Below are 15,372 nucleotides of genomic sequence, written 5' to 3' on the forward strand. Positions count from 1 at the left end.
ATCAGCTCCGCGCGGGCAGCAGGAAGGTGCCGGTGGGCGGGTCGGCCTCGGCGGGCAGGAACAGCCGCTGGACGGCGGCCACGACCGCCTGCGCGATGGTGCTGCGCAGCCGTGCGTCGAGCAGCAGCAGCCGGTCCACCGGGTGGGAGAGGTACCCGCAGTCGATCCGGACGGCGGGCATCCGGGTCATCCGCAGGATGTCCCACGTCTTGGGGTGCGAGCCGCAGTCGAGCATGCCGGTGCGCGCGATCATCTCGCGGCGGACCAGGTTGGCGAACTGCTCGCCCACCGTGGAGCTGGCTCCGGAGCCCGTGCCGTAGTAGTAGCTGGCCACCCCGCGGGCGTGCGCGGACCCGTGCGCCTCCATGTGCAGCGAGAGGAACAGGTCCGCGCGGGTCTCGTTGGCGAACGCGGTCCGCTCCGCCGCGGTGGGGTTCCCGTCCCGGCCGTGGGTGAGGTACACCGTGGCCCCGGCGGCGGCCAGCCGGCCCTCGATCCGGGAGGCCAGGTCGAACACCAGGTCGGCCTCGGTGGTCTCCCCCGCGGTGTACCCGGTGTCCGGGCCGCCGTGGCCCGGGTCGACGGCGATGACCCGGCCGATGAGGTGGGAGCCGGACTCGACCATCGACGCGCTCTGCCGCAGCAGCTGGGGACGCCCGCCGGTGACCCGCCGGCCGAGCTGCTTGAGCGCCCGCAGGGTCGCCGGCCCGCAGGTGCCGTCGGCGGTCAGGCCGTAGTCGCGCTGGAAGGCGCGGAGCCCGGCCTCGGTCTCGGGGCCGAGGATGCCGTCGGCCCGACCGGCGTCGTAGCCGAGCTCGAGCAGGAGCTCCTGCAGCCTGCCGACGTCGTCGCCGCGGGCCGGGTGCTCGGGGTCGTAGCGCAGCAGCCGGTCGCCGAGCGACCAGCGGGCCTCGTTCAGCGCCCGGTAGGTCTCCTCACCGACGCGGCCGTCGACCGAGAGCCCGCGGACCTGCTGGAAGTGGCGGACGGCGAGCTCGGTCGACTCGTCGTAGGACGCGGTGCCGGTGTCACCCAGGTCGCCGCCCAGCAGGCCGAGGGTGCTGAGCACCGCCTGCACCTCGGCCACGGCGGGGCCGGTGCTGCCGAGTCGCAGGACGTCCATGCGGTTGTCGTCGCTCCTGATGGTCGGGACGGGGTGGTGGTCGGGACGGGTGGGGCGGGTGCCGGGATGCCCCGGTCGCCGGTAGGACGATTGTGGCTGGTCCGCCCCGGTCCGCGCGCACCGGGGCTCGTGCACGGACGCGACGAGGCCCGCCCGTCCGGGGACGGGCGGGCCTGCGTGCGGCCCGCCTGCAGGGGCCCGCCGCGAGCGTGCGAGTGGTGGGGGGCAGGCGGGTCCTTCCTCAGCTCACAGGTAGTCGGCGAGGTCCGAGAGGATGGCGCCCTTGGGCTTGGCGCCGATGATGCTCTTGACCGGCTTGCCGCCCTGGAAGACCGTCATGGTCGGGATCGACATGACCTGGTAGTCGCGGGCGATCTGCGGGTTCTCGTCGATGTTGAGCTTGGCGATCGTCAGCTTGTCCTTGTGCTCGGCGGCGATCTCCTCCAGCACCGGGGCGACCATCTTGCACGGGCCGCACCACTCGGCCCAGAAGTCCACCAGCACGGGCTTGTCGCTGCCCAGGACGTCGCTGGCGAAGCTGGCGTCGGTGACGGTCACGGTGTTGCCTGCCATGGGTGCTGCTCCTTCTCTCGGGGTCCTCATCAACGCTCGTCGAAGGTCTCGGCGAGCCAGCGCTCGGCGTCGATCGCGGCGGCGGCGCCGGTCCCGGCGGAGGTGATCGCCTGCCGGTAGATCTTGTCGACGACGTCACCGCAGGCGAAGACGCCGGGGATGTTGGTCTGCGTGGTCGGGTGCTCGGCGAGGACGTACCCCTCGTCGTCGAGCTTCAGCTGCCCCACGAACATCTCGCTGCGCGGGTCGTGCCCGATCGCGATGAAGACGCCGGTCACCGGCACGGTCTCGGTGGCGCCGGTCTCGACGTCGGTCAGCTCGACCGCGGAGACGGCGTTCTCACCGTGCACGTCCGTGAGCTGCTTGCCCAGCGCCCAGCGGATCTTCGGGTTGTCCTGCGCCCGCTGCTGCATGATCTTGGACGCCCGCAGCTCGGAGCGCCGGTGCACCACGGTGACCGTCCTGGCGAAGCGGGTGAGGAAGGTGGCCTCCTCCATCGCCGAGTCACCGCCGCCGACGACCACGATGTCCTGGTCGCGGAAGAAGAAGCCGTCACAGGTGGCACAGGCGGAGACACCGTGGCCGAGCAGGCGCTGCTCGTTGTCCAGGCCCAGGTACCGGTACTTGGAGCCGGTCGCCACGATCACCGCGTGCGCCCGGTGCACCTCGGAGCCGACCTTGACCACCTTGGGCTCGGCGGTGAGGTCGACCTCGGTCACGTCGGCCGGCACCAGCTCCGCGCCGAAGCGCTCGGCCTGGGTGCGCATGTCGTCCATCAGCTGCGGGCCCTGGATGCCCTCGGGGAACCCGGGGAAGTTCTCGACCTCGGTGGTCGTCATCAGCGCGCCGCCGAACTGCGAGCCCTCGAACACCAGCGGGTGCAGGTTCGCGCGGGCGGCGTAGGTGGCGGCGGTGTAACCGGCCGGGCCGGACCCGATGATGATGAGGTCGCGGATCCCGTCGCGCTCCGCCGGGGGGATGGCGGGGTGCGCGAGGTCGACGGAGACCGCGGGACCGGGGGTGGGCTGGTCGTTCGTCACGGGCGGCACAACCGAGAGCCTAGGTCGAGCATTCCCGCCCGGCAGGGCACCACCCGGGTGCCGGCCGCGGCGGGGCACCCGGGTGGATCAGCCCGCGGCGGTGACGGTGAGCTCGGTGAGGTCGGCGGCGAACCCGTCGTCGGCGGGCACCAGGCCGGTGAGCCACACGAGCACGTACCCGGTGGTCACCGGGGCGGGGAAGGTCAGGTCGTCCCGGCCGGTGAGCGCGCCGGACGCGGAGACCGCGAAGGCGTCGAGGGCGTCGTCCGGGCCGGCGCCGGTGCGGATCTCGACCGTCGCGCCGGGCGTCGACGTCTGCACCGTCACACCGGCCAGGGTCTGCTCGCCACCGAGGTCCAGCAGCACCCCGACCCCGGGCTTGAGGTTGCCGAACGCGGCCGACCCCCGGTAGGTCACGGTAGACCAGCCGGTGGCCGGGTCGCCGTCGACGGTGGCCGGGACGTCGTCGTCGTTCTCCGGCTCGCCGTCACCGAACGGGTTGTAGATCGCTGCTCCGGCGACCGGCAGCGGCGCTCCGGGCACCGGCGCGGGCGGGCTGCCGCTCTCGGGCGCGCCCGCCGCGGGCGCGCTGATGCTGGGCGTCGAGCCGTCGATCTCGTCGACGTTCCCGGCGACGGAGAGCACGCTGCTGCCGAACCACCAGCCGATCGCCACCACCAGCGCCAGCGCGAGCAGCGGCAGCCCGACGACGGCGAGCCGACGGCGGGCGGTGGTCGGCGCGGGCTCGTCGGCCGCCGCGTGCCCGGCGTCGGCGCTGAAGGTCTCGCCCCAGTCGAGGTCGTCCTCCTCGGCCGGCCCCGGCCCCGGCCCGGCGGCCCGGGGCGCACCGGGCACCGGCGGCAGGCCCTCGCGGCGCAGCCGCACCGGTTCGATGGTGGGCGGCCCGGCGGACCCGGCGGCCTCCCGGCGGTCCTGCATCCGGCGGACCCAGCCGCTGTCGGTGGCCTCGTCGGTGCGCGCGGGCTCCTGCGGGCCGGTGCGCGGGCGGTCGGCCAGCAGCCGGACCATGGTGTTGGCGCTGGACAGCCCGGTGGCCGGGTCGGTCGACCGGGCCCGGCGCACCAGCGCCGCGAGGTCGGGCGAGCCGATGGCCGGGGGCGGGCTGCCCGGCAGGTCGGAGCGCCGGCCGGTGAGGCACAGCTCCAGCAGGGCGCCCAGCGCCGCGATGTCGCCCTGGATGGTGCCGCTGGCCGCGGGCACGGACAGCAGGCCGACCAGGCCGCCCGGGCGCAGCACGACGTGCTCAGGGGTCAGCCCGCCGACGGCCAGGCCGACCCGGTGCGCCTCGGCGACGCCCTCCGCCAGCCGGCGGACCACCGCGCGCGCCTCGCGCTCGGCCAGCGGCCCCTCGGCGGCCAGGTGGTCGGACAGCCGGGTGCCCTCGATCCACTCGTTGACGACGTAGGCCGCGCCCCCGGGGCCGGTGCTCCCGTTGCCCTCCGCGGCGTCGTAGACCATCGCCAGGGACGGGGTGGCCAGGCCGCCGGCGGTGAGGGCCCGGGTGATCCACTCGCGGGCGGCCGGCCCGCCGGGGGTGTGCACCCGCAGCGCGACGTCCCGGTTCAGCACGCGGTCCCGGGCCCGCCAGGAGCGGATGACGCCGGTGGGCGTCTGCTCGTCGGGGGCCACCTGGTCGAGTGGGCGGTAGCGGTCGGGCAGACCGGTGGTCGTCGACGTCACAGCCGCAGCCGACCTCCCTGGTCGCTCAACCCGGGGACGGCGCCCCCGCGACGGTCACCGCGGGTCACGAGGACCGTGGTCGTCCGAGCCGCGCCCGGACGCCGGCCCACGCTCCCCGGACCTCCGGGACGCCGGCCACCACGGCACCCGCGAGCACCGCGACGCCGATGACCACGGTACCGAGGACGACGGTCGCGAGCGAGCCCGGTAGCGAGTCGCCCACGACACTCTCCGTGGCCGTGGTGGCCCCCCAGCCGAGCGCTCCGGCGACGACGGAGACGGCCGCCATCCGGACCACCGTGCCGACCGCCTCCCCGTTCCCCCGCACCCCGAGCACCCGGGACAGCGCGATGCTCCCGGCCACCCAGCCGACCACGTAGGTCGTGCTCGTCACGACCATCAGCCCGGCCACCACGTGCTCGCCGGCGACCACCTCCGGGACCAGCAGCAGCAGCGGCGTCCGGACGGCCACGATGACCAGCTGGATCAGCGTCGGCGTCCGGGCGTCCTTCATCGCGTAGAACACCCGCAGCTGCAGCAGCGTCATCGCCATCGGCAGCAGGCCGAACGCGCCGACGGCGAGCGCGAGGCCGATCCCCCGGGCGTCCTCGGGGCTGGTGTTGCCCCGGGCGAGCGCGATCGTGGCCAGGGCCGGGCCCAGGACGACGAGCAGCGCGGTGACGGGGAGCAGCCCGGTCGCCGACAGCCGGGTGCCCAGCGTCAGGTCGGCGACGACGCCGGGCGTGTCGTGCCGGGCGGCCGCGCGGCTCATCCGCGGGAGCAGCGCGGTCAGCAGCGCGACGCCGATGATCCCGTAGGGCATCTGGAACAGCAGGCTGGCGATCGCGAACGCGCTGGAGCCCAGGGCGTCGTCCCGCCCCGCGGCGTTCGCCACCCGCATCGCGATGATGACGCCGACCTGGCTGATCGCCGCGTAGCCGACGACCCACAGGCCCAGCGAGCCGACCTCGCCCAGCCCGGTGCCGCGCAGCCCCCAGCGCGGGCGCAGCGGCACCCCGGCGCGGCCGAGCAGCGGCAGCAGCACGAGCGCCTGCACCGCGATGCCCAGGGTCGTGCCGATGCCCAGCAGCCAGACCTGGCCGCTGGTGATCGTCGCCGGGGTCAGGTCGCCGGGGCCGCTGGCGGCGATGAACAGCAGGCCGGTCGCGATGACCACCACGTTGTTCAGCACCGGCGCCCAGGCGGGGGCGCCGAAGACGCCGCGGGAGTTGAGGACGGCGGTGGCCAGGGCGCCGATGCCGTAGAAGACGATCTCGACCAGCAGCAGCCGGGCCAGCCAGTTGGCCAGCGCCACCTGGTCGGGGTCGCCGCTGATGCCGGAGAGCCGGGTCAGCAGCGGGGCGGCGAGCACGGCGACGCCGGTCATCACCGCCAGCCCGACGGTGGCCAGGGTGATCAGCCGCTGGGCGTAGCCGACCCCGCCGTCCCGGTCCCGCTCCTGCGCCTGCACGAGCAGCGGCACGACCACCGAGGAGAGCACTCCGCCCAGCAGCAGCTCGTACACGAGGTTGGGGAGCGTGTTCGCCGTGTTGTAGGCGTCGTTGACCAGGCCGACGCCCAGCGCGGCGGCGATCACCATGGTGCGCAGCAGCCCGGTGAGCCGGCTGACCGCCGTGGCGACGGCCATGGTGCCGGCGGCCCGCAGGATCCCCCGGCTGCCGCCGGGTGCCTCCTCGCGGCGCCGGCCGTCCTCCGCCGTCTCCTGCTCGTCCTGCGGGACCGGCGGCAGCACCGGGATCAGCTGGGTGTCGTCGGGTCCCGGCACGAAGCGGCGCACCCGGGACGGCGGCGGCACCGGCGGCAGGGGCGCCCGGCGGACGGCGGCGTCCCCGGACGGCGGCACCGGGCGCAGCGGACCGCCGCGCAGGGGCGGCCCGGGCAGCGGGGGCACCGGGGCGCCGCCGGTCGCCGGGTACCGCGGTGGGCCGGGCACGGGCGGCCGGGGCGCCGGGCCCGGGGGCTGCGCCGGCGACGGGGGCAGGTCCTTGTACGGGACCGGGGGCAGCGGGGTGGGCGGCCGGGGACGCTGCCGCGGAGCGCCGTCGTCCGTGCCCGGCCCGGTGCCCGGGGCTGTGCCGCCGTACGTGCCCGGTCCTGTGCCGGTGTCCGCGCTCCGGCCCGGGCCGCTCACACCGGACTCCGGGTCGGCGGGACGCCGGCGACGCCGTCGACCGGGAGCTCCACGGCGGCCGCGCCGCGCCGGCGGCTGAGCAGGAAGCGCACGCCGCGGCGGAGGAACAGCAGCGCGAGCAGCGCTGCCGCGCCGATGGTGATCGCCAGGGTGAGCGTCCCGTAGGCGGTGCTCTTCACCTGCATCTGCACCGGCTCACCCAGCGGGCCGCCGTCCGGGGTGGTCAACCGCGCGGTGACCGCGAAACCGCCGGACTGCTGGACGTGCGCGGGCACCTGCAGGGTGGTGCGGGACAGCGGCTCCAGGGTCTGCACGCCGATGTCCTCGGTGGTCAGCCCGACCTTGCCGCGGGCTTCCAGCGCCAGCCGGACGTCGACGGCGAAGGGCAGGTCGTTGCGCACCGTGAGCACCAGGGGCGCGTCGCCCGAGGCGAGGCTGTACGTGCCGTCCACCGGGGCCAGCAGGGTCACCTGGTCGCGGAGCCGACCCAGGGTCTCCCGCAGGTCGGTGGTCGCCGCCGCGAACGCCTCCTCGTGACCGCGCCACTCGGCGGACGCCGCCCGGGCGATCGCGGCGTCGTACCCGGCGAGCACCGTGGCCGGGTCGCCGGTGACCGCGCCGGCGAAGTCGTCCCGGACGGCGGCGCTCTGGGCGACCGCCTCGATGCCCTCGGCCGGGAGGGGGGAGGGGGACGGGTCCGCGGCCAGCCCCCCGGCGTCCACCTCGGGCCCGGCGGCCAGCTGCTCCACCGACGCCGGGGCCAGCCACGGCTGCTGCAGGGTGTCGGCGATCATCGCGACGGCGGTGTCCGGATCGGGGTCGACCACCCGGGGCGGCGCGACCAGCACCGTCTGCGGCTGGGCGCCGTCCAGCTGGGTGGTCAGGGCGGCGAGCTCGGCCAGGTACCGCTGCTCGGCCAGCCGGCCGCCGGTCCGCGACCCGGTGGCGTCGGCGACCGCGTGGCCCAGCCGGCTGTCCGCGACCAGGGTGGCCACCGGGCCGGCGGCGGTGTCGAGGGAGCCGCCGCGCGCGGCGGCGGGATCGCCGTCGGCGCCGGCCGCCGCGTCGCCGTCGGACAGACCGTCGGCGGACAGCACGACCGTCCGCGCGCCGCCGGCCTGCAGCACGTCCAGGGTCGCGGCCTGGACGGTGCCCCCGGCCGGCCAGGCGAGGTCGGTGCGCGGCTCGACGCCGAGGACCTCGGTGACCACCGCGGCCCCCGCGCCCGTGGTCGGCGCGGCCTGGTCGCCGCCCGGCGGGACGGCGCCGTCCGTGGTCCCGTCCGCGCCGCCGGCCGCCGGGTCGGTGGGCGCGGCGTCCGCCGTCCCGTCGCCGTCGACGGACTGCCGCGCGGTGCCCTCCGGTGTCCCGGGGAGGGTGCGGGTGACCACCGCGGGCCGGCCGGCGGCGACCAGCGCGTCGGCGTCCACGTCGGCGTAGGGCAGCGCCACGACGGGGAGGTCGGCGGTCACCGTGCGCAGGCGTTCCAGCAGGTCGGCGGCGTCGGCGGTGCCGGTGCCCTCCTCGTCGCCCACGCGGTACGGGCCGGCGGCCATCACCGAGAGCTCCTCGAGCAGCGCGGGGTCGACGGCGACGGTCACCGCCACCGCGGGGAGCGTGGACTCCGGTGCCGGCCCGGGCACCCGGGGCAGCTGCTCGAGGACGGCGACCGCGCGGTCCAGCCGCCCGCCGGGGGCCACCTCCTCGGCCAGCCGGTCGTCGGTGAACGCGCCCGCGGCGTTCCGGTGCGGGCGGTCGGTCAGCGGCCAGAGCCAGGCCACGGTGGTGCGCTCGACCGGCGCGGCGGGCTGGGCGACCAGCCAGGTGGACAGCTCACCCACCCGTTCGGCCGGGCCGCCGTCCGGGATCCCGTTGACGTTGACCAGCACGGGGTAGACGCCGTCCGCGGTGAGCTCCAGGGCGTCGGCGGTGGTCGTGTAGGTGAAGCCCAGCGAGTCCCCGGGGTCGAGTTCTCCGGGGACGTCGAGGAACGGCCCGGCGACCGCGGTGGTCTCCCCCGGATCGGCGACCTCGTCGTCGAGCGCGGGCCGGTCCGGGAGCACCTCGCCGCGCTGCAGCCGGACCGACAGCCCGGTGTAGGACTCGTCGGAGCGGTTGACGATCGTGCCGCTGACCTCGATGGTCGCGCCGGGGGTGACGGTCCGCGGCTCCAGCCGGCCGATCGTGACCTCCACCGGGCCGGTGGCGTCGGCGCCCGCGGGGGCCGGAGCGGTCGGAGCGGCCAGCGCCGGGACCGGCGGGAGGAGGCCGGTCACCGCTCCCGCGAGGCCCACCAGCAGGGTGGCCCGGGTGCATCGGCGGCCGCCGGCGCACCCGGCGGCTCGCCGCATCACGCGCTGTCGGCCAGCAGGGCCGGTGCGCGCTCGACCAACGCGCGCTCGTCGGCGTACGCCAGCCGGTCGCCCAGCTCGTCCAGGGGGACCCAGGCCACCTCGGTCACCTCGACGTCGGCGTCGGAGAGGGCGCCACCGATGGCGCGGAGGAGGAAGTGGTGCACCGTCTTGTGCACCCGGCGCCCGTCGGCGACGAACCAGAAGTCGATGATCCCCAGCGGCGCGACGACCTCGCCGATGATCCCGGTCTCCTCGGCGACCTCCCGGACGGCGGTGTCCTCGGGGGTCTCGCCCTCCTCGATGTGCCCCTTGGGCAGCGACCAGAGGAGGCGGCCGCGGCGGTCGGTGCGGCCGATCAGGGCCGCGCGGGGCCCGGCGGCGTCGTCCGCCACCACGAGACCCCCGGCGGAGGTCTCGTCGACCCGTCGCAGCCGGCGGCCGGGGCGCTGTCGCCCGCCCGTCCCAGCCATGCCAGGAGGGTAGCGCGCGTTCGGCGACAGCTCCGGGAGCACCGCAGCGAGGAACGCACGAGGAGCTGCACCTGAGCGCGCAGGCAGACCGGTGTCGCGGGCCGCACTACCCTCGACCGTCGTGTCCGCCGAGCCCCCGCGTCGTCCCACCGCCTCCCCAGTGCCGCCGGCGGTCCAGGCGACGGTGCGCGCGCTCGTCGACGTCTCCCCTGTGCTCAGCGAGCTCGGCGAGCGGTTCGCCGCCGCCGGGTTCGAGGTGCACCTGGTCGGCGGGTCGGTCCGCGACGCGCTGCTCGCCGCCGGCTCCGCGGCCCCGCTGCCGCCGGGTGATCTCGACGTCACCACCGACGCCCGGCCGGAGGAGATCCTGCGGCTGCTGCGCGGCTGGGCCAGTTCCACGTGGAACACCGGCATCCAGTTCGGCACGGTGGGCGCCGAGGTGCGCGGCACCCGGCTGGAGATCACCACCTTCCGCGCCGACCGGTACGACCGCGAGTCGCGCAACCCGGAGGTCGCCTGGGGGGACTCCCTGGTCGACGACCTGGCCCGCCGGGACTTCACGGTGAACGCGATGGCGGTCTCCCTGGGCCCCGACCGCACGGTGACCGACCCGTTCGGCGGGCTGGGCGACCTGCTGGCCAAGCGGCTGCGCACGCCGGGTGCCGCGGTCGACTCCTTCGCGGACGACCCGCTGCGGATGCTGCGCGCGGTCCGCTTCGTCGCCCAGCTAGGGGTGACCCCCGACCCGGAGGTGGTCGAGGCGATGACCTCGCTGGCGCCCGAGATCGGCCGGATCACCGCCGAGCGGGTGCAGCACGAGCTCTCCCGCACCCTGCTGAACGACTCCCCGCGGGCCGCGCTGGACCTGTTCGTGTCCACCGGGCTGGCCGACGTGGTGCTGCCCGAGCTCTCCGCGCTGCGGATGGAGATCGACGAGCACCACCAGCACAAGGACGTCTACGCCCACTCGCTCACCGTGCTGGAGCAGGCGATCGCGCTGGAGCGGGCCGACCCGGACGGCGGGTCGCCGGACCTGGTGCTCCGGCTCGCGGCGCTGCTGCACGACATCGGGAAGCCGGCCACCCGCCGGCACGAGCCCCGCGGCCGGGTCTCCTTCCACCACCACGAGGTGGTCGGCGCCAAGCTGGTGCGCAAGCGGCTGACCGCGCTGAAGTACCCGAAGGACGTCGTCGAGGCCGTCTCCCGGCTGACCTTCCTGCACCTGCGCTTCCACGGCTACGGCCGAGGCGAGTGGACCGACTCCGCGGTGCGCCGCTACGTCACCGACGCCGGGGACCTGCTCCCCCGGCTGCACAAGCTGGTGCGCTCGGACTGCACCACCCGCAACCGCAAGCGGGCGGCGGCGCTGGCGGCCACCTACGACTCGCTGGAGCAGCGGGTGGCCGAGCTCGCCGCCGCGGAGGACCTCGCCCGGATCCGGCCCGACCTGGACGGCAACCGGATCATGGAGCTGCTCGGCATCGGGCCCGGCCCGGAGGTCGGGGAGGCCTGGCGCTTCCTCAAGGAGCTGCGGCTGGAGCGGGGGCCGCTCGACCCGCGGGAGGCCGAGGCGGAGCTGCTCCGCTGGTGGGCCGGCCGAGACGACGGCCCGACCGACGGCTAGGGGGCGACCTCGGTGCCGACGGCGCCGGGCGGGTCGGACTCGTCGTCGGCAGGGGGTGCGGTCGGGCCCTCGTCCTCATCCGCTGTGAGGTCGACGGCCTCGTCGAAATCTCGCAGGGCGTCGTCGGGCGCCAAGAAGGCGTCATCCGGGCCGGTCATGGCCGACATCCTGGTGCCGGGGCGCCGCAGCGGGAAGTGCCTGTCGCTCCTTCGTTCATCTGCGGACGAGTGGCAGCAGGCAACGCGCCGGCCACGGGACGCGGTCGGCGACGACAAGGAACGCGAGTGTCCCTGAGGCCGCCTTCAGGGCGAAGGTTGCCTGACACGGCACTAGAAGGGCGGTGGGTCGTCGACCGGCTGCGGGAGGGCTGCAAGTGGTGGCTCAGCGCCGGTCGATGGCGCGGGTGTCGTGGTCGCTGGCCCTGGCCGGGTGGTGCGGGTGACCCCGGAGGGTGTGGTGACGTGCAGGGTGCCGTCGGGGTCCGTCCGGAACTGCCAGCCGGGGGCGAAGTCGAAGGACCCCCGTGCCCCCCACCACTCGCGAGCTCGCGGCGGGACCCTGCACGGGGGCCGGTGGGCGAGGACGTGGTCGAGGTCGAGGTCGGCCGACCCGCTGCCCGCAGTTGGGGAACCGGCAACGCCGGTCCCGGGTGCTGACGAAGGCGCGTTGCCGAGCCGTGGGTTCGTAGGCGTGGGTGGCCGGGGGTGGGCCGGCCACGCGGCAGCCGCACTCGGCGTCGGGGTGGGTGGGGCAGCCGCGGCGGGCCAGCCGGGTGAGTTCGGCGGGGGTGAGCCACAACGAGACCGGAGACCACCGGGGAGAGCCCAAGGCGTAGGACCCAGTGTTTCGTGAGGGGCCGGCGTCAGCGCTCGAACCGACCACTCGGCCAACTGACTCGGGCAGAAGCGCCGGGGCCCAGCGATCCCGGACGTGACGGCGAGGGCGTCCCGGCCCACTGGTCCCGGGCCCACTACCAGCACCACAGACGTCCCGGACGTCGCTCGGTTGAGTGGTCAGGTCCGCGGCTGGGTGAGGTCCCGGCCGGCGTCGGAGGTCCGGCGCCGCACGCCCGGCTCCTCCGCCGGCGGGGCCGGGGCGTCGGCGTGCAGCACCTCGGCCGGGTGCAGCACGTCGCTGGCCCGGCGCTGGCGCCGCAGGCACCAGCGGGCGAACACCGCCGCGGTCAGCAGGTAGCCGACGCCGACCACGACCAGCGCCGGGAGGCTGCGGCCCGACGGCGGCAGCCAGAACGCGGCAGCCAGCAGCGCGGCCACGAACGTGACGTTGAAGAGCGTGTCGTAGACGGAGAACACCCGGCCGCGGAAGTCGTCGTCCACCGACTCCTGCAGGGTGGTGTCGACGCAGATCTTCACCGCCTGGGCGACGAACCCCAGCGCGAAGCCGGCCAGCACGATCGACCACGGGGTGAACAGGCTGCCCAGGGCCAGCTGCCCGACGCCGCCGACGGCCAGCATCGCGGTGATCCACCACGCCTTGCCGATCCGCCGCACCGCCCACGGGGTCACCACCGCGGCGAGCAGGGTGCCGGCGGCCCCCAGGGCCAGCACCTCGCCCAGCCCGGTCAGCCCGCCGGGGAAGAACCGCCCGCCCTGCTCGGTGAACGTGTTCCGGTACAGCAGCAGGGTCATCAGCGTGAGCAGCCCGTAGAACACCCGGTGCACGCTCATCACCCCCAGCGCCGAGGCGGCGGGCGCGTGCTGCAGCACGTGCCGGGCGCCGGCGAGCATCCCCTCCAGCACGTCCCGAGCGCTGGCCCGGGCCGTCCGGGTGAGGTGGTCCGGCCCGAGGTAGGGCCGCGGGAAGCCGGAGACGACGGCGGACGACGTCACGTACGGCAGCGCCGCGGCCACCGCCAGCGCCGCGTACCCGGCGTTCCCCGAGCCGCCCAGCGCGGTGACCCCGATCGCCGCTCCCCCGCCGACGACCGAGGCGATCGCCCCGGAGGTCGTCGACAGCGCGTTGGCCGACACCAGCGAGGGCTCGTCGGTGACGTGCGGCAGTCCGGCGCTCAGCGCGGAGAGGATGAAGCGGTTGACCGAGAAGACGGCCAGCCCGGCGACGTAGAAGCAGGCCCCCTGGACCCCGGCGAGGACCAGCCCGCCGACCAGCACGACCAGGACCGCGCGCACCAGGTTCGCCACCAGCAGCACCTGCCGGCGGCTCCAGCGGTCCAGCCACACGCCGGCGAACGGGCCCACGAGCGAGTACGGCAGCAGCAGGACGGCGAACCCGGCGGCGACGTCGATCGGATCGGCCGCCCGCTGGGGGTTGAACAGCACCGTGCCGGCCAGCGCGGCCTGGAAGACGCCGTCCCCGAACTGGCTGGTGAGCCGGGTGGCGAGCAGCCGGCGGAAGTCCCTCCGGGCCAGCAGGTGCCGCACGGTGGTGGGCGCCTGCTGCACCCCCGCCACATTACGTCCCCGCGTCGGGTGCGCCACCGGGCCGGGAGGCCCCCCGGGAGGGCCCGACACGCCGGAGGACACTCCGGTCCGCGGCGGGCCGTCAGGACGCTGGGTCGCCGCCGTCGCGGTTCCCTGTTGCACACTGGTGGCGATGAACCCGGTGCCCTCCTCCGATCCCGAGCGTCGCCCCGCCGCCTCCCCGGCCGCGGGTCGCCGGCGGCGGAAGGCCGCTCCCCAGCTGTCCGTCGGCACGCTGGACGACATCCGCCCCGGCGCGCTCCTGGTGGCGCTGCCCGCACTGACCGACCCGACGTTCGCCGGCGCGGTCGTCTACGTCCTCGACCACTCCGCCACCGGCACGATCGGTGTCGTGCTGGGCCGGCCGAGCGAGGTCCGCATCGGCGACGTCCTGCCGGGCTGGTCGGACCTCGCGGTCGAGCCGGGGGTCTTCCACGTCGGCGGTCCCTGCGAGACGGACACCGCGCTGTGCCTGGCCACCCGCCGGGGCACCGGACCGCTGCCGGAGGACTCCGGGCTGCGCCCGGTGTGCGGCGCCGTCCACCTGGTCGACCTGGACAGCGATCCCGAGCCGCTGGTCGGCGAGATCACCGGGCTGCGGGTGTTCGCCGGGTACGCGGGCTGGTCGCCCGGCCAGCTGGGGACGGAGATCGTCCAGGGCTCCTGGGCGTGCGTGGACGGCCTGCCCGGCGACGTGCTGACCGGTGCCGCCGGGCCCGAGCTGTGGCACGCAGTGCTCCGCCGGCAGACCGGGCGCCTGGGCGTGCTGTCCACCGCCCCGGCGGACCCGTCCGCCAACTGAGCGGCGCGGGACGGCGTGTCCCGGCGTGTCACCTCCCGCGCAGGGAGCCCGCTCTGGTAGGAAGGACGTGCAAGAGGGGGCGGCCTGGGGAAGAGGCCGCCCCCTCTTGTGCTGTCTCCTCCCCTACAGGCCCAGCGCGCCGGCGATCTCCGGGTGCACGGTCGCGTCCACCGTGTCGGCGTCGGCCGGCAGCGCGATGTCCCGGGCCCCGTGGTCGGCCAGGGTCACCGTGACGTCGAACTCCTGGTCGCTGAGCCGGGTGACGTACTGCACCAGCAGTTCGGTGTCCGCGGCGACCGACGTGCGGGCACCCGAGCCGCTCTGGAACACCGAGGCCAGCTGCCCGTCCACCGACTGGGTGCCCTGCCAGGTGTAGTCCCGCTCGAGGAACGAGCGCGGGTCGTCGGGCTGCCGGGCCGAGAGCGCGGGCACCAGCTGCACCAGCACGTCGACCAGCGAGGCCGTGCCGCCCGGGGTCGCCGTGGTGATCGGTCGCCGGACGTACCCCGCCTCGGGCAGCCCGGCCCCGGCCAGCGCCTCGGCGAGGCCGGGCACGTCACCGAACCAGAGGTCGTCGGGGGTGAAGAACAGGGTGCGGGTGTCGTCGGGCCGGCCCTCCTCCGGATAGCTGGTCACCGCCTGCGCCCGGCCGGTGCCGCGGGCGAAGTCGACCTCCCCGGTGAGGGTGAGCAGCGCGCCCTCGGCGAAGGGCGCGGTGACGACGAAGTCCGCGCCGCCCTCCTGGTGGTTGCGGTAGAGCACCTGCGCGAGGACGTCGGCCTCCGCCTCGGTGATCGGCGCCCCCGGGACCCGCGCCGGCTCCTCGTCCCCGCCGCACCCGGCCAGCAGGGCGAGGACGAGGCCGAGGGCGGCGAGTCGCACCAGGGAGAGGAGGGGCAGCGGGCGGCGCAGGGGCATGGGGCAACCCTAGGAGCCCGCTCCCGGCATCCCGGCCGCGGAACGGCGACGGCCCGTGCACCCCCGAGGGGCACGGGCCGTCGGCAGGGGGCCTGCCTGCAACGGTGGTCCTTCGTCAGCGTTCGATGTCTCCGCGGATGAAGGCCTCGACGGCGTCGCGGGCGGTGGCGTCGT

At 75.9% G+C, this 15,372-nt stretch carries 12 protein-coding genes; 2 read left to right on the forward strand and 10 right to left on the reverse strand.

The genetic code is table 11. The features are described 5' to 3' along the window. Position 1: 1 nt before the first annotated feature. The 7 genes from HL189_RS19945 to HL189_RS19975 form a co-directional block, all read right to left on the reverse strand. Positions 2 to 1,123 (reverse strand): N-acetylmuramoyl-L-alanine amidase, encoded by a 1,122-nt coding sequence (locus tag HL189_RS19945; protein WP_369135469.1) that lies wholly within the window; start codon positions 1,121 to 1,123, stop codon positions 2 to 4. 246 nt (positions 1,124 to 1,369) lie between these two features. Next, on the reverse strand, positions 1,370 to 1,696 hold the full coding sequence (trxA, locus tag HL189_RS19950; protein WP_222266714.1) for a thioredoxin: 327 nt from the start codon (positions 1,694 to 1,696) through the stop codon (positions 1,370 to 1,372). 29 nt (positions 1,697 to 1,725) lie between these two features. Next, complete coding sequence (gene trxB, locus HL189_RS19955; RefSeq protein ID WP_369135482.1) at positions 1,726 to 2,676, reverse strand: thioredoxin-disulfide reductase; 951 nt, start codon at positions 2,674 to 2,676, stop codon at positions 1,726 to 1,728. A 147-nt stretch (positions 2,677 to 2,823) separates the two neighbouring features. Next, complete coding sequence (locus tag HL189_RS19960; RefSeq protein ID WP_369135470.1) at positions 2,824 to 4,437, reverse strand: hypothetical protein; 1,614 nt, start codon at positions 4,435 to 4,437, stop codon at positions 2,824 to 2,826. Positions 4,438 to 4,501: 64 nt separating this feature from the next. Continuing rightward, entirely contained in the window at positions 4,502 to 6,589 is a 2,088-nt protein-coding gene (gene murJ, locus HL189_RS19965; protein WP_369135471.1) for a murein biosynthesis integral membrane protein MurJ, read from the reverse strand. Continuing rightward, positions 6,586 to 8,940, reverse strand: a complete 2,355-nt coding sequence (locus HL189_RS19970) for a DUF6049 family protein (protein ID WP_369135483.1) — start codon at positions 8,938 to 8,940, stop codon at positions 6,586 to 6,588. Before HL189_RS19970 ends, murJ begins: the two co-directional genes overlap by 4 nt. Next, entirely contained in the window at positions 8,940 to 9,413 is a 474-nt protein-coding gene (locus HL189_RS19975) for an NUDIX hydrolase (RefSeq protein ID WP_369135472.1), read from the reverse strand. The genes HL189_RS19970 and HL189_RS19975 overlap by 1 nt, the downstream gene beginning before the upstream one ends. A gap of 121 nt (positions 9,414 to 9,534) precedes the next feature. Here HL189_RS19975 and HL189_RS19980 point away from each other — a divergent pair, with 121 nt between their 5' ends. Next, a complete protein-coding gene (locus HL189_RS19980; protein ID WP_369135473.1) occupies positions 9,535 to 11,037 on the forward strand; it encodes a CCA tRNA nucleotidyltransferase in 1,503 nt (500 codons plus the stop codon). Here the strand turns inward: HL189_RS19980 and HL189_RS19985 are convergent. Together HL189_RS19985 and HL189_RS19990 are read right to left on the reverse strand one after the other, a co-directional pair. After that, positions 11,034 to 11,195: a hypothetical protein gene (locus HL189_RS19985; RefSeq protein WP_369135474.1), complete on the reverse strand. Its 162-nt coding sequence runs from the start codon at positions 11,193 to 11,195 to the stop codon at positions 11,034 to 11,036. The two genes, HL189_RS19980 and HL189_RS19985, sit on opposite strands and share 4 nt — an antisense overlap. 855 nt (positions 11,196 to 12,050) lie before the next feature. After that, the gene (locus HL189_RS19990) at positions 12,051 to 13,469 is read right to left on the reverse strand and encodes an MFS transporter (protein WP_369135475.1); all 1,419 of its coding nucleotides are present in this window, start codon (positions 13,467 to 13,469) and stop codon (positions 12,051 to 12,053) included. A 142-nt stretch (positions 13,470 to 13,611) separates the two neighbouring features. Here HL189_RS19990 and HL189_RS19995 point away from each other — a divergent pair, with 142 nt between their 5' ends. Beyond that, positions 13,612 to 14,280 (forward strand): YqgE/AlgH family protein, encoded by a 669-nt coding sequence (locus tag HL189_RS19995; protein ID WP_369135476.1) that lies wholly within the window; start codon positions 13,612 to 13,614, stop codon positions 14,278 to 14,280. A gap of 123 nt (positions 14,281 to 14,403) precedes the next feature. On the opposite strand, the gene HL189_RS20000 is transcribed toward HL189_RS19995, so the two are convergent. After that, the gene (locus HL189_RS20000) at positions 14,404 to 15,198 is read right to left on the reverse strand and encodes a hypothetical protein (protein WP_369135477.1); all 795 of its coding nucleotides are present in this window, start codon (positions 15,196 to 15,198) and stop codon (positions 14,404 to 14,406) included. Between the last annotated feature and the right edge of the window lie 174 nt (positions 15,199 to 15,372).

Source organism: Modestobacter sp. I12A-02662, assembly GCF_041028325.1.
GTDB lineage: Bacteria > Actinomycetota > Actinomycetes > Mycobacteriales > Geodermatophilaceae > Modestobacter.

What these genes read in the sequence shown, in the direction of transcription:
- HL189_RS19975 (WP_369135472.1), bottom strand. Translation starts at nt 9,413, where the DNA reads ATGGCTGGGACGGGCGGGCGACAGCGCCCCGGCCGCCGGCTGCGACGG.
- HL189_RS19985 (WP_369135474.1), bottom strand. Translation starts at nt 11,195, where the DNA reads ATGACCGGCCCGGATGACGCCTTCTTGGCGCCCGACGACGCCCTGCGA.
- trxA (WP_222266714.1), bottom strand. Translation starts at nt 1,696, where the DNA reads ATGGCAGGCAACACCGTGACCGTCACCGACGCCAGCTTCGCCAGCGAC.
- HL189_RS19995 (WP_369135476.1), top strand. Translation starts at nt 13,612, where the DNA reads ATGAACCCGGTGCCCTCCTCCGATCCCGAGCGTCGCCCCGCCGCCTCC.
- HL189_RS19970 (WP_369135483.1), bottom strand. Translation starts at nt 8,940, where the DNA reads ATGCGGCGAGCCGCCGGGTGCGCCGGCGGCCGCCGATGCACCCGGGCC.
- HL189_RS20000 (WP_369135477.1), bottom strand. Translation starts at nt 15,198, where the DNA reads ATGCCCCTGCGCCGCCCGCTGCCCCTCCTCTCCCTGGTGCGACTCGCC.
- HL189_RS19945 (WP_369135469.1), bottom strand. Translation starts at nt 1,123, where the DNA reads ATGGACGTCCTGCGACTCGGCAGCACCGGCCCCGCCGTGGCCGAGGTG.